This is a genomic window from Aquimarina macrocephali (assembly GCF_051627225.1).
GTDB lineage: Bacteria > Bacteroidota > Bacteroidia > Flavobacteriales > Flavobacteriaceae > Aquimarina > Aquimarina macrocephali.
The window spans coordinates 3,924,363-3,939,741 of sequence record NZ_CP151795.1; the positions used below are offsets into that span (position 1 = coordinate 3,924,363).

Genomic DNA, 15,379 nt, shown 5'->3' on the forward strand with positions numbered 1-15,379 from the left:
TTAAGTAAATTTTGATTTTGAAAAAACTGAAAAGTATTTATTGATAATAGGTTTCAGTATTTTTCTATCTACAGGTTTAGAAACAAAATCATCACAACCTGCATCTAATGCTTTTTGGATATCTTCTTCTGTAGAGTAAGCAGTTTGTGCTATAATAGGTAACCTGGGTCTCATCTTCTTTATCTTTCTTGTAGCTGTGTAACCATCCATTACGGGCATTCTTATATCCATGAGAATTAAATCGATATGGTCATTTTTTTTGCAAATCTCTACTGCTTTCTTTCCATTTTCTGCACGATGAATTACAAATTTATATCCTTTCATTTTAAGTAATATCGTTTTAAGGAATAAAAAATTCACATCACCGTCTTCTACAATTAAAATAACCTGTTTTATGGGAATGTCTGGTGCCTTTTCTTTATTCGAGGGAATATCAGGTGTAAGAGGATTAACAATAGGATGATATGGTACTGTTAATGTAAATATAGAACCTTTATTAACCATTGAAACAAAAGTAACATTACCTCCAATTAATTTGGCATTTTTCTGAGCAATTGATAAGCCCAACCCAAGGCCATCATAGCTTTTTGTAACTTCTTTCTCAGACTGTGAGAAGTTTCTAAATATTAACTCCTGATCTTCGAGTTTGATACCTATTCCTGTATCTATTATCGTAATTACCAGAGAACTATTTTCAATTTCACTAGAAATTTCGATCATACCTTTGGCTGTGAATTTGATTGCATTATCAATAAGATTTTGTAGAATCTTATGGATTTTTAACTTATCCATAAGTATGATACCCTGATCATCGGTCAATTTATTATTGAGGTATATTGCAATATTTTTGCTAATCGCTTTACTCTGAAAATCGGAAAATAGTGTTTTTAATGTTTCGTTAATATTTATTTCTTCAAAACGAACTTCGACCTGATTCGTCTCTAATTTTGAGATTTCGATGATATCATCGATAATGTTGATTAATTGATTGCTACTATTTATAATAATTTTTGAATATTCTTTTTGTTGATCCGGTGTGATTTGTGGATCATTAAGTAATTCAGAAAAGCCAATAATACCATTCATAGGAGTACGTACTTCATGAGAAATATTGTGAATAAATGCAGTTTTTAATTTATTACTCTCTTCAGCCCGTTCTTTAGCAATTTTTAATTCTTTTGTTTTTTGTTTGATTAAGTATTTAAGATATCTGTTAAGAAGAAGAATGACAACTAGCGACAGCAGAATAATCCCGGTAAGAGTAATCCAGAAGCTTGCCTTTTTATAAAAAGGAATAACGGTATGATATAACCAATTATCAAAAATGATTTCCTTTTCGCGATCAGTAATATTACCAGTAGTCTTAGAAATAATTTCGCTAAGCATAGTATTACTTTTTTGCACCGCGAGACTAGGAGAATATGTATATTGAGTTTCTGAAACAATTTTGAGATTATCTAGTTTTTCTGTTTTTATGAGGTAATTAGCTACTGCTTTTGGTCCTATATAAGCATGGTATTTTCCAGAACTAACTTTTTTCAAACAACTTAAATCGTCTATTTCTGTAGAAATGTTGAGGTCTTTCTCATATTCTTTCAAAATTTCATATATAGCATAATCTTTTGGAACCGTAATTATTTTATCACTATAGTCTTTTAGATCTGTTCCGTAATCGATGTTTTTTTGAGTTACAATAGTATGACTAGACTCAAAGAGTTGTGAGTAGAAATTAAGATAAGCATCCCTTTTATTAGTTTGTTGAATTTCTAAAATGATTTCAATTTTGTTATTTTTTGCATCATTTAGAAGTTGTTCCCAATTGGTATATAGTTTTCGTTGAAATTTATGACCTATTTTCTTTTCGATAAGAGAGAGATAATCAATTAAGATACCATCTATTTCTTCATTTTCATTAATGAATTGATATGGAGCATAATATGGAAAAAGCCCGACAGATATACTATCATTGTTTTGTAACCAATCTTTCTCTTTGTCACTTAGAATTGTAGATTTTGAACAAGAAAAAAATCCTATCCATATACTAAAAGAACAGAAAATATATAGTAATTTTTTTGCCATAGCTTTTTACTAGTTATCCCTTACTTTTCTTGCTCCTTATTAATAAAGATACTATTTAATAGTAACACTTTCAAGAAACACCTGTCTTATTTATAGAACAAAGTGAATTAATATAAATTCATAATTCATAAATTTTTATATCCCAAAGGATTGTATTTATTTTAAAAAGAGTATACGGATAAATACTTATGAATTACTTTTTTCAAAATTTCTGGATCAACTGGTTTTGCAATAAAATCATCACATCCAGCGGCAAAAACATTTAGTATGTCTTCTTTGTTAGCATACGCTGTTTGTGCAATCACAGGTAGTTCTGGATGTAATTTCTTTATAAGTACTGTAGCATCATATCCATCCATTTCGGGCATCTTCATGTCCATAAATACCAGACTAATAGAATTGTTTTCTTTAATAAATGTTACTGCTTCTTTTCCATCTTTAGCACGGTGAATGGTAAAGTGATAGTTTTCTATTTTTAGTAAAATTGTTTTAAGAACCAAAAAATTAACGTCACCATCTTCTGCAATCAGGATAGAATGCTGGTTGGTTTTTGCTTCTTTAGATAATGTAGTCGATATCGTATTAAGAGGATTGGTTACCAGAATAGGATGATAAGGTAATACGATTCTAAATGTAGATCCTTTGTCAGGAATAGAGGAAAAAGATAACTCACCTTTCATTAAGTTTATATACTCTTTGGCTATGGTAAGTCCTAGCCCTAATCCTCCATATTTTTTTGAAATTTGATTTTCTGATTGAGAAAACCTTTTAAATATAAGCTGTTGATTCTTGGGGTTAATTCCAATTCCCGAGTCTCGTACATTAATAATCAAATGATCTGTTTGTACCATAACCGAAATAAGTACAGCTCCTCTTTTGGTATATTTTACCGCATTTTTAACGAGACTATTTATAATTTTGATAAGCTTAGATCTATCAATAAGCACATAGCGTTGATCATCTAACAGATTATTATTAAGTATAAGTGAGATTCCTTTTTTCTTTGCTTTTATTTCGAAAGTCGAAAAAACAATATCAAAAACTTCGTAAAGATTGGTTTCTTCCTGGATAAGAATAACTTGCCCAGTTTGTAGTTTCGAAATTTCAAGTATGTTATCCATACTATCAATTAATTGTTTACTGCTTTTAACTATAATTTTGGTGTATTTTGCTTTTTGATTATCTGTTGTATTCGATTCTTTAAGAAGTCTAGAAAAACCAATGATACCATTCATTGGTGTTCGGATTTCATGTGATATATTATGGATAAATGCTGTTTTTAATTGATTATCCTTTTCGGCATTATCCTTTGCTATTCTTAGTGCTTTTGTCTTGTGTTTTACGATGTATCCTAAATAAAAGTTGATTCCTAAAACAATGAGCAGGCCCAACAATATAAAAAGGACTAAAGGAATCAAAAAATTGGGATTTTTATAAAATGGTATTGTTTTAATGTAAAGCCAGTTTTCTACAATATTTTGTTTTTCGCTATCAGAAATATTGCTAATAGTTTTTTGAATGATTTTATTTAAAACAGTATTGTCTTTATCAACAGCAATACTAGGAATGTAAGAATATTTAGTTTCGGCTATGATTTTAAGATTGTCGAGGTTTTTGGATTTTATTAAAAAATTGGCCACGGTTTTTGGACCAAAATATGCATCGTGTTCTCCTATCTGCACCTTTTGTAGAGCGATACTTTCGTTGAGGTAGGTTTTAAGTTTAATTTCGGGATGTTTTTTTCTTAAGTATTCTTCTGAGGAGTACCCAAGGGGAACAGTTATGGTTTTGGTACTAAAATCTTTTAAAGTAAGTCCATCGGGAGTATCTTTTGAAGCTACAAGAACAAAAGGAGTGTCAAAGAATTCGGTATAAAAGTTTAGATATTGACTACGATCCCAGGTTTGTTGAGCTTCCAGAATCATATCAATCTTTTTACTTTTGGCATCCTTAACCAGTTCGGACCAATCAGAATAATACCTTCTTTTAAATTTATGATCTATTTTATCCTCAATCAGGTTAAAATATTCAATAAAAATACCTTCAATAGTAGTATGGTCATTTATGAATTGATATGGTGGGTAATACGGAAATAAAGCTATTGTAATAGAATCATTTTGTTTTAACCAATCCGCTTCAGCGTTCGTTAATATTTTTTCTTTTGAGCAAGAAAAAAATAGAATTGAACACAGAAAAAACGGGAGGAGTAAAAGAAACGTTTTTCGATTACGCATTTAAATCAAATCTTCTAAGGTGATGATAATGATATTGTTAATACATGTTAGAATTAAAGATAAGCATTATTTATTCAACTATTAAGATCGGATATATTACTTTTTTATTTCTGTACCATCAGGATATAAAGCAAACCTACCTTTAGAAGGAGAATGAACATGATCATAACTGTCCCAGGGCCAGCCTCCAAATTCTGTTTGTTGATACTCTTGTATAGCCTCTCTAATTTCTATCTGACTATTCATAACAAATGGTCCATGTTTCACTACAGGTTCATTCATTGGTTTACCTTGCAATAATAATACATGGGCTTCTGTATTACCATTTTTTAAGATGAATTCCTGATCTGCATTTAGAATGATTTCATGATGTACAGGAATAGTATATCCTTCACTCGTAACTTCGGTTCCCTTAAAGAAATATAACGATCTGTTTATCCCTTTAGAAGCCGTAGGGAAGATAAACGTTGCATTAGGATCTATTTTGATAGTCCATATAGCGATTTCATTATTTGGATCTGCTGCCCAGGAATCAGGGGCTGAGAGGGAGCTGTTATATCATCTAATTTTCCTGCAATTAAAGTAACCTCAGTTGCATACCCATGCTCATCTTGTTTCTTTATTTTAGGAACCTCTTCACTCCAGAGCATTTTAAAATGTGGCTCTACCATTTTTTTGTCTCTCGGAAGGTTAAGCCAAATCTGAAATAACAAAAACGGATTTTTTTTTTCGGTATGTAGTAAAGGGAACATTTCAGAATGTTGTACGCCTTTACCAGCGGTCATCCATTGTACATCACCATTACCAAAACGTCCTGCAGCTCCAAGTGAATCAGAATGATCCACCAAACCTTTTTGGGCAATTGTAACCGTTTCAAAACCACGATGAGGATGAGCAGGGAAACCAGGGATTTTGGTTCCATGATACATTCGCCACCCATCTTTAAGAGTAAAATCCTGACCGATATTACGGCCTTCTAGTGATGCATCGGGGCCTAATTTTCCGTTTCCCTTTGGATATTGATCCTCATGATAAGCACAGAATAAAAATGGATCGCTGGTTTCCCATGGAAAACCTAAAGGTTTGATTTTTATAATAGCAGCCATAATTTAATATTTTGATCCTTTATTTATATTGACTGATGATTTGGTAATAAATGTTCTGATATCATCATTGGCCTTAATAAGATCTTCATTACGAAGGTACATCATATGACCACTTCGATATCCTTTAAAACTTAGACGATCTTTAAGTTTTCCATTCGCGTTGAGTTGCCACATTACATATTTAGCATTAAAATAAGTAGTAGCACCATCATAATAACCCGATTGAATCATAGTGTGCAAGTTGGCGTTCATTGCCATGGCTTTTCTTAAGTTTTCACCTGTATTATTACCTTTGGTTCTATCCCAAGGTCTTACCGGGCCAAACATATTGTATTTTAAATCGGTTTTAAATTTTAGTTCCTGGCTATAGTAATAGTTGATAGCTGGTGTAAATGAATGAAGCCATGAAGTTAGCTCACTATTATAATCAGGATTATCTCCAGCATCCTTTATATCCATTCCTTTGTATCGAGAATCCAATCGGCCAATCGTATATCCTTCTTTATCTCGTAAAAGATCTTTCCAGAAATATGATTTTGGTACTTCGAGATTATGCTGTCGTATTGTTTTCTTAGAAAGTCCAGAGTAATAAGCCATCTTATTGATAACTTCTTCTTTTTTGGTAGTATCCAGATATCCGCTTTTTACAATTGCCGGAAGCAGTTCATTGATCGTATAGTTTTCTACTTCAGGAAGTACTTCGAGTAAATCTTTGTTCTGAAGCTCTGGAGGTAACATTTTATGATACCATGCTGCTGCTGCAAAATAGGGTAATCGGTTTGCTACTTCTACAGGGCCATCAAATTTAAAACCTATTTCGGTAGGGGAGACTAATATCACTCCGTTAAGATACATCCACTGGCGATTTTGTAACTCAAGAGCCAGACCAGAAACTCGTGTAGTTCCATAGCTTTCTCCGATAAGGTATTTTGGAGATCGCCAACGATTATTTCGGGTTACAAACGTATTGATCCAATCGGCTAAGTATTTTACATCTGCTTTTACCCCAAAGAATAACTTTTTATCAGGCATTTTTTCATCTTTTCCTGGGATCATTCTAGAATACCCGGTGTTTACAGGGTTTACAAAAACAATATCTGCTACATCCAATACCGAATTAGGATTGGCTTTGATTCCATAAGGTTGTACAGGGAATCCTTCATTATCGATCTTAAGAATACGGGGACCCGTATAGGCAATATGCATCCAAACCGAAGCTGATCCGGGACCACCATTAAATGAAATGAGTAAAGGTCGGTTTTCATCATTTTTGATATCAGATCTTTTGTAATAGGTATAACATAAAGAAGCTATAGGGGCTCCTGTTTTATCCCAAACTGGTTGAAATCCCACTGTTGCTTTGTATGCAACAGCCTTTCCTTTTATCGTAGTTGTATGATTTGTTACTATAGTAGTATCAATAGGAACTTTAACGTTTTGTGCTTCCGCGTAAAGCGAAATAACAAACATTGTAATGAATAAAGAAAATATATTTTTCATTTTTAAGGTATCGTAATTAGTATTTTTAATTTTTACTAGCATTCTGAGCAATTTCCTGCAATTTTTGATCTATGGTTTCTTTGGGCAACCATTGTCCTCTAATCAGTACACCAGAAACTTGTTTTAAGGCTTTACTATTTTCTAGTGGATTTGTATCCAGTATAACAATATCGGCATCCAATCCTTCTTTGATTTGCCCAAATGTATTTTCCTTACCAAAAAAGAGAGCAGGATTCATTGTTCCTGATTGCAGTACATCTAACGGTGTTAATCCAGCTGCTATCATTCCGTCGATTTCGTGATGAATTGAGAATCCGGGAACATTAAATAATTGCGGAGCATCCGAACCTAATAATATTTGATGTCCATTATCATGTAGTTTTTTAAGTAGCGTTCTTCTTATAGTATTAAATTGTTGCCATTGTTCTTTATTAAAACTAGGATTCTCTTCGGTATATTGACTTTTTCTTTGTTTCCAGTTTTGCAATGTAGAAGCGGGCATATATTTCATTTCATGACCTTTCAATAATTCATCAGCAGTTACAGGAGCAAACCATCTTTCAAATAAGCTTTGAGTAGGAACGATCCAGATAGTATTGTCTTTTGCAAGTTGTACTAATTCATCGATTTTGGATTTATCTGCCAGCGGAGTGAAATTGTACCCAAAGAAACCGTTATCTCCCGGGTTTACGTTTTCGGATTCGGGAACCAGTCCTTCTAAAAATCCATCGATGTGATCAATAGAGGCGTATTTACTTTCTATAGCATGTCGTATACCAACATCAACAGGAACATGCCCAGAAAAAGGAATACCTACTTCGTTGGCAGTTTTTACCAATTGATCAAATACTTCTATTGTAATACCGGGATGGATTTTTAAGAAATCATAGCCTTCTTTTTGGTAAGCTGTTACTTTGGCAATGACTTCTTCTTTTGTTTTTACCGAATTTCCATTAAGAGATGGGCTAGAGGTAAAAATTCTAGGGCTTAAGATGTCACCTGTCTCCGCACGTTGTCTTAATTTTAAGTGAGAAGGATCACCAAGCATACCACGTATTGTTGTTATCCCATTAGAAAGATATAAAAACAAAACCTCCTCGATACGTTCTTTTGAAGTCGAAGGTTGTGGTATATGAGCATGCATTTCTGCTAATCCAGGAATGATGTATTTTCCTTCTGCATTGATCTTTGTAGTATATCCTTCTGGGTTTTCTATAGTATTAGTAAGCCTTTTTATTTTTCCAGAATCGATTACAATCTGTTGTTTTTCGATAATAGTACCGTTACTTACATCTACAATATTAGCATCTGTAATCAAGATAGCAGTTTTACTAACTTGTTTTTGGGGTTGAGCACAAGATGTTACCAGTGCTGTAAGTAGTATGAAAAGATATGTTCTCATCACATGAGTTTTAAAATTTAGTTGTTGATCTTTTTAGTCCTTGCAAGGGCCATAGATCTAATTATGTCCTAAATGACATCCACATCCTGGTTTCATAAAGCTTTGTGCTTCTTTATGCCATGGGAAAGCTTGGCTATAATTAGCATTCTCCCACCAGAATTTAGTTCGTGTTTTGGTTGTATTACCAATCTCATTCATGGTATCGGTATCATATAATCGTCCGTTTACCATAGTATATTTTACAGTTTCTGTGTTTCTGATATTTTCTAAAGGATTTTTATCGAGAACAATAAGATCGGCTAGTTTTCCTTCTTTTAAGGAACCAATATCATTTCCTGCACCAATATATTCTGCGCCATTTAGTGTCGCAGCTCTTAGTGCTTCCATATTGGTCATTCCTCCTTGTTGAAGCAACCATAACTCCCAATGTGCTCCCAGACCTTGTAATTGTCCATGCGCTCCCAGGTTTACTTTAACTCCTGCATCGGTTAGTGCTTTACATGTTTTTGAAACCAGAATATGTCCATTTTCATATTCTTCATCAGGAACCATAGTTCTATGTCTTGCGCGAGCATCGATAATAGCTCTCGGGGTATATTTAAGCAATTTTTCATTTTCCCAGACCTTATCTTTTTGGTAGAAATAGTATTCTCCATTCATCCCACCGTAATTTACAATTAGAGTAGGTGTATATCCTGAATTACTGGTTTTCCAAAGTTCATTTACATCTTTATACACAGGAGCAACAGGAATATTATGTTCAACTCCTGTATGACCATCCATGATCATACTCATATTATGATAAAAAGTTGATCCTCCTTCGGGAACTACGTTGATTTGAAGTTCCCTTGCTGCCTGTATCACCTGCTGACGCTGATCTCTACGAGGTTGATTATAACTCTTAACGGATTTAGCACCAAATGCTTTGGTTCTTCTGATAGAAGATCGAGCATCTTCCAGCTTATTGACTACTGCTTTAAAGTCTCCATCTGCTCCGTATAGGATAATTCCCGTAGAGTAGAGGCGAGGCCCTACCATCTCACCACTTTTAATCATTTCAGACATGGTAAAAATAGATTCAGTATTAGCAGAAGGATCGTGAGATGTGGTCACTCCAAAAGCTAGATTGGCATATAATTGCCAATGTTTTTGAGTCGTTAGACCGTATCTAAATCCTCCCACATGTGCGTGTGCATCTACAATACCAGGCATAATTGTCTTACCTTTTATATCATATACTTTAGCATCGCCAGGTACAGGTACTTCAGAAGTAGTTCCAATTTTTTCAATACGGTTATCTTTAATAATGATAGTTCCTTCTTCGATAACCTGATCGCCTTCCATCGTAATTATTCTGGCATTGGTAAATGCAATTCTACCTTGTGGCACATCTGTTTTTACTTCTAAACCAATTTTGATTCCTGTTGCCGTTACTTCTCCTACTTTTTCTGGAGAGTTAGGCAAAAATGTAAAGCGATCTTTAACCTCATTAGAGAAGTATTCATCCCCAAGAGTCCATATTACTTTTTTACTATCTCTGGACCAATGAAGATTGATCCCCGCGTCTTTAGAAATCTGAGATACCGGTACAGCTTTAGAGTTGTTATCCAAGTCTATTTCTTTACCATTAAGTAACAGCGGAGCAATAAATGCTTTGTGCAGATTGGTAAAAGCAATCCATTTATTATCGGGACTAGGTACTAATCGGTTGGCATATTTAGATTTTATATGTGTTTTTTTATCTTTTCCATTAAGGTCTACAGATTTTAACTCTTTAGTCAGATTTCCAAAATATGTACCTCCGGTTTGATAAAAGATACGCTTTCCGTCTTTAGAAAATATAGGGTACTCTCCTTCTTCTGTTAGTAGTTTAGCATTGCTACCAGAAGATGACATGGTATAAATACCAGTATTTTTGGTGAAACTTAGACCTTGATCACTGTTTCCATCTTCTTTTCTGAAAGTAATCAGATTATTTGCAGTATTAAATACCGGAGTTCTATAAATTCCTTTTTTTGTGGTTAGCTTGGTAGAAGTACCGCCTGAAGCAGGAATTTTATGTATTGCTCCCAGGTTTTCATCATTCCAGGTGACATATACGATATGTTGGCCATCTCTAGAGAAACTAGGTTCAAACTCAAAATCGACAGATTGAGTAGTAAGGCGTTGTGGTTTCCCTTTGGGTAGACTTTTACTCCATAAATGTCCAAGAGCACTAAATACTACTGTTTTACCATCTGGAGAAGTAACTACATTACGAATTACTTTGGATGTAAACTTTTCGGGAGAAACAGGAGTATTAAAATGCAAGGTTTCTGCAATTTTGATGGTAGCATTTACTGTAAACGGAATATTGGTTACTTGTTGATTCTCTACATTAATTTTATTGATTTTTCCACCAGCCCAGAATATAACTTCGTTGTTATTAGGCATCCAGCTAAAATTGGGATATATCCCGAAAATAGCCCAGGCTTCTTGCTGATCTTTATTTAATTTATCATGGATTGGCCATTCTTCACCAGTTTCCAGATTATGAATATACAATACCGTTTTGGTACGAACCCTTTTTACAAAAGCAAGTTTTTTACCATCTCTGGATACTTGTGGTCGTGCTGCTCCTCCTGGTCCACCAGTAACAGTAACTGTTTTTCCGGTTTCGAATTCATATCTTTTAATGGCATAGATCTGTTTGTTTGGATCTTTATTATACTGAAAAAAACCACCGGGATACATATCTTCGGCATAGTACATATATTTACCATCTGGAGAAATATTAGGTTCATTAACATCCTGTTGGTCATTTTTTCTTTTGGTTAACTGTAACCCAGAGCCTCCTGTGATATGATACTGCCACATTTCACCAGCACCCAGAGAACGCTGAGAGGTAAAGTGTTTTCTTGCAACCAGATAATTGCCATCAGGCATCCAGGAAGCATTGTTTAATAATCTAAACTTTTCTTTAGTAATTTGTTTAGGATGACTACCATCACTATTCATTACCCAAATATTATCACCTCCACCGGCATCGCTAGTGAAAGAAATCTTTTTACCATCGGGACTAAAACGAGGCTGTACCTCAAATGGAATTCCTGTCCGTAATACTTTTGCTTTTCCGCCAGAAATAGGGATACTATAGATATCTCCCAAAAGGTCAAAAACAATAGTATTGCCATCAGGGCTAACATCCAGATTCATCCAGGTTCCCTGATCCGTTGTAAACGTATGATCTTTATAATTAAATTCCCCTTTGGGATTAGAAACATCCCATTTTTCTTCTTCCTTTTTATCTTTCTTGTTTTTTTGAGCTTGAGTATTGAAGATTAAGAATACCCCGATAATCAGAGTGGTAATAATGTGCTTGTGCATGATGAGTGATTTATATGATCCGAAAATAAGGATTTATCACACAAAATATCTTAAAGTGGTGTTAAGGGAGAAAGATGTTAATTTTGGAATATATTGATGTTAAATAAATTATCACTTATGAATAGTTTTTTTCTTTTTATTTAATGAAGTGCTTTTACACTATTTATAAAATTTTCTCACCAATTATCCCGGGACTTGATATTCGCTTCACAGAATTTAATGATTTCTACAATACGTTTATCACGGGTTTCCTGTCGTTTGGCTTGATAAATCCAGTAGAGGTAGCTCTTACGGTAACCTTGTGCAAAGTTTTGGTAGTTTTCAAAAGCTAGAGGGTTTTGATTAAATGCATGCTGTAAATCTTTGGGAATGATCCCATTTTCTACATCATCAAGAGCAATCCATGAGCCATTCTTTTTAGCTACTTCGATACTCATCAAACCACTATGATGCATAAGATCATTTTTAATAAGATCTGTGATATGAGTTTTATTGACTTTACTCCAAACACTTTTGGACCTACGAGGGCAGAAATATTGCCTACGACGCTGATCATCTAGCCTTTTTACGGTAGAATCTATCCAACCGTAACATAATGCTACTTTTACAGCTTCTTCCCATCGCATACTAGGTTGTTTGCTTTCTACTTTGTAAAGTATAAGGTATACTCCCTGAGATTGGTTGTGATTCTCATGAAGCCAGGAACGCCATTCCTGATCATTTTTAAAGTATAATTCGGGTTTGTCAGACATAAAAAAACACCTTGATAAAATTATGTTTTCAAGGTAGTAATTTTTTGGAATACAATATATATTCAAAATATAATCAGATTCCTTTTTGATGACCTGCTTTTTTTTAGTTTTGCATTCTTAAATTAGAAAGATATGATTTCTGTAGATGGAATTGCTGTAGAGTTTAGTGGCGAAACATTATTTAGTAATGTTTCTTTTGTTATTAATGAAAATGATAAAATTGCCTTAATGGGTAAGAATGGTGCAGGTAAATCCACTATGATGAAAATTATTGCTGGGGCACAGAAAGCAAACAGAGGGCATGTTAGATGTCCCAAAGAAGCAGTGATTGCATATTTACCACAACATCTATTAACAGATGATGACTGTACTGTATTTGAAGAAGCATTAAAAGCTTTTGGCGATATTTTGGGAATGCAGGAGGAGATGGATCGATTAAATAAAGAACTTGAAACTCGTACTGACTATGAATCCAGCGAGTATATGGCAATTATCGAAAAAGTAACCGATCTGGGAGAGAAGTTTTATGCTGTAGAAGAGGTAAATTATGATGCCGAAGTAGAGAAAGCGCTAAAAGGACTCGGGTTTAAGAGAGAAGATTTTACACGACCAACCAGTGAGTTTAGCGGTGGGTGGAGAATGCGTATAGAGCTTGCCAAAATCTTATTACAGAAACCAGACCTAATCCTTTTGGATGAGCCAACCAATCATGTAGATATAGAATCTGTAATCTGGCTAGAGGACTTTTTGATCAATAAAGCCAAGGCAGTTATCGTTATCTCTCATGATAAAACGTTTATCGATACGATCACCAATAGAACTATAGAGGTGACAATGGGAAGAATCTATGACTATAAGGCAAATTATTCGCATTACCTGCAACTACGAGAAGAAAGAAGGGCGAATCAAATAAAAGCATACCAGGAGCAACAAAAATTTATTGCAGATACCAAAACATTTATCGAACGATTTAAAGGTACGTACTCAAAAACCAATCAGGTAAATTCGCGGGAACGCATGTTAGAGAAGTTACAGATTATCGAAATTGATGAGATCGATACTTCATCTTTAAAACTCAGATTCCCCGCATCAGTTCGATCGGGAGATTATCCCGTAATAGCAAAAGATTTATCAAAAAACTATGATGAGCATGTAGTGTTTGAAAACGCAAATTTATCGATTTCCAGAGGAGAAAAAGTGTCATTTGTAGGACGTAATGGCGAAGGTAAATCTACGATGATCAAAGCAATTATGGGAGAGATTGAGTATGAGGGAAGTTGTGATCTGGGGCATAATGTTAAAGTAGGATATTTTGCACAAAACCAAGCGGCATTATTGGATCAGAACCTTACCGTATTTCAGACAGTTGATGAGGTAGCAGAAGGAGAGGTGCGAACACAGATCAAAAATATTTTAGGGCAGTTTATGTTTGGTGGCGATGATATCGATAAAAAAGTAAGTGTCCTTTCAGGTGGAGAACGAACACGACTGGCAATGGTTAAATTGCTTTTAGAACCTGTTAATCTTTTAATTCTCGATGAGCCTACCAATCATTTGGACTTAAAATCAAAAGATGTACTAAAAGAAGCTTTACTAAATTTTGATGGTACCTTGATTTTGGTTTCTCATGATCGTGATTTTTTACAAGGTTTGTCGCAAAAAGTATTTGAGTTTAAAGACAAAAGAGTAATTGAGCATTTTGAAACCATAGATGATTTTCTTTCGAGAAACAAGATTGAAAACCTAAAAGAAATTGATCTTAAATCATAACGGAAGGCATAACCCCATTATATAGAATACTAATACATCACTCACCAGGGAGCAATAAATAATATACGATCTATCAAAAAATCTGTTAGATTTGTATACCAATAATCTGAATGTAATCAGAGAAGGTTAGCTTTTTTGAATGATAAAAGTATCTATGTCTAAAATATATAGTGAATGGAGGTATTAGAAATCATATTGTTGATTTTGGCATATTCCCTAATTATCATCGCATTATTTTTGGAAGTAATTTGCTATACAAAAAATATTGAAACGCTTGAAACTATATACTTTACGATTTCATTGCTTTTACTAATTGTAGCGTTAACGATTACCTATTTTTTTAAACCTTTTAATTCAGACAGTACTAATATTTTTATTTTATTAGCGATGATATTGGTCGCACTTACTACCCCTTTGCATATTCTAGAAGAGAGGCGTCATACTATAAAACCTATTTTCAAAAAAATACTAATAGCCTTTTCGGGGATGTTAACCATACTCGTTATTTCGGGACATTTTATTAAAATATTGAATTTTTTACAGTATGTAGTAGCACTATTTTTAGGAATTTCTGTCGTTATGTCTATGATTCTGATAAGAATAACCAAACCTAAAGTAAATATTGTACATCGTGAAAAAATGGAGCGATATATTGCTATTGCCGTTCTTATTCTGATTCCACTTTCTTTACTAACCAATTATGTTGTAGACCTAAATGGTATAAACACAAAAATTGGGTTTACACTTCCATTGATTTTTATTGTACTCGCAGGAAGCAAATTATGGAGCGATATAGAGCGACTATCTCTTTTTAAACCTAAAAATACAGTAAAAGAACAAAGCCTGATTAATTATTCCTTGACTAATAGAGAAAAGGAAATCGCCTTACTTCTTATTAAGGGAAATACATATAAAAAAATATCAGAGCAGCTATTTATATCAATTCCTACTGTAAAAACACACGTTTCCAATATTTACAGAAAATGCAAGATAAATAACAGGATAGAACTTATTTCGTTGCTGTCTAGCTAGATAACCTTATTTTTTATACCTAAAACAAGTATCATACTTTTGTATGATATTTAGAATAACTCGCTTTTTAATACAAATTCCCTATTGCCACCGTCTCGTTTGTTATCCATTTTTGCGGTATTATTTTCATAAACATAA

Annotated in this window: 10 protein-coding genes; 2 read left to right on the forward strand and 8 right to left on the reverse strand. The window is 33.8% G+C overall.

Going from position 1 to position 15,379, the window contains the following annotated elements:
* The 8 genes from AAFU52_RS17075 to AAFU52_RS17110 all read right to left on the reverse strand — a co-directional run bounded on the left by AAFU52_RS17075 (nucleotide 1) and on the right by AAFU52_RS17110 (nucleotide 12,439).
* The gene (locus tag AAFU52_RS17075; protein WP_438422788.1) at nucleotides 1–2,079 is read right to left on the reverse strand and encodes a response regulator; all 2,079 of its coding nucleotides are present in this window, start codon (nucleotides 2,077–2,079) and stop codon (nucleotides 1–3) included.
* Nucleotides 2,080–2,240: 161 nt separating this feature from the next.
* A complete protein-coding gene (locus tag AAFU52_RS17080; RefSeq protein WP_438422789.1) occupies nucleotides 2,241–4,313 on the reverse strand; it encodes an ATP-binding protein in 2,073 nt (690 codons plus the stop codon).
* 96 nt (nucleotides 4,314–4,409) lie between these two features.
* On the reverse strand, nucleotides 4,410–4,817 hold the full coding sequence (locus tag AAFU52_RS17085) for a pirin-like C-terminal cupin domain-containing protein (protein WP_438426646.1): 408 nt from the start codon (nucleotides 4,815–4,817) through the stop codon (nucleotides 4,410–4,412).
* Nucleotides 4,793–5,419 carry a pirin family protein gene (locus tag AAFU52_RS17090; protein WP_438422790.1) on the reverse strand — a complete coding sequence of 209 codons (627 nt, stop codon included), beginning with the start codon at nucleotides 5,417–5,419 and terminating at the stop codon, nucleotides 4,793–4,795. The genes AAFU52_RS17085 and AAFU52_RS17090 overlap by 25 nt, the downstream gene beginning before the upstream one ends.
* Before the next feature lie 3 nt (nucleotides 5,420–5,422).
* A complete protein-coding gene (locus tag AAFU52_RS17095) occupies nucleotides 5,423–6,919 on the reverse strand; it encodes a S10 family peptidase (protein WP_438422791.1) in 1,497 nt (498 codons plus the stop codon).
* A gap of 25 nt (nucleotides 6,920–6,944) precedes the next feature.
* The gene (locus AAFU52_RS17100; RefSeq protein WP_438422792.1) at nucleotides 6,945–8,321 is read right to left on the reverse strand and encodes an amidohydrolase family protein; all 1,377 of its coding nucleotides are present in this window, start codon (nucleotides 8,319–8,321) and stop codon (nucleotides 6,945–6,947) included.
* 57 nt (nucleotides 8,322–8,378) lie between these two features.
* Nucleotides 8,379–11,687: an amidohydrolase family protein gene (locus AAFU52_RS17105; RefSeq protein WP_438422794.1), complete on the reverse strand. Its 3,309-nt coding sequence runs from the start codon at nucleotides 11,685–11,687 to the stop codon at nucleotides 8,379–8,381.
* Nucleotides 11,688–11,863: 176 nt separating this feature from the next.
* Nucleotides 11,864–12,439 (reverse strand): YdeI/OmpD-associated family protein, encoded by a 576-nt coding sequence (locus AAFU52_RS17110; protein WP_024770928.1) that lies wholly within the window; start codon nucleotides 12,437–12,439, stop codon nucleotides 11,864–11,866.
* 132 nt (nucleotides 12,440–12,571) lie between these two features.
* Here AAFU52_RS17110 and AAFU52_RS17115 point away from each other — a divergent pair, with 132 nt between their 5' ends.
* Together AAFU52_RS17115 and AAFU52_RS17120 are read left to right on the forward strand one after the other, a co-directional pair.
* Nucleotides 12,572–14,209 (forward strand): ABC-F family ATP-binding cassette domain-containing protein, encoded by a 1,638-nt coding sequence (locus AAFU52_RS17115; protein WP_438422795.1) that lies wholly within the window; start codon nucleotides 12,572–12,574, stop codon nucleotides 14,207–14,209.
* Nucleotides 14,210–14,383: 174 nt separating this feature from the next.
* The gene (locus AAFU52_RS17120; protein WP_438422797.1) at nucleotides 14,384–15,241 is read left to right on the forward strand and encodes a response regulator transcription factor; all 858 of its coding nucleotides are present in this window, start codon (nucleotides 14,384–14,386) and stop codon (nucleotides 15,239–15,241) included.
* The last annotated feature ends 138 nt before the right edge of the window (nucleotides 15,242–15,379 follow it).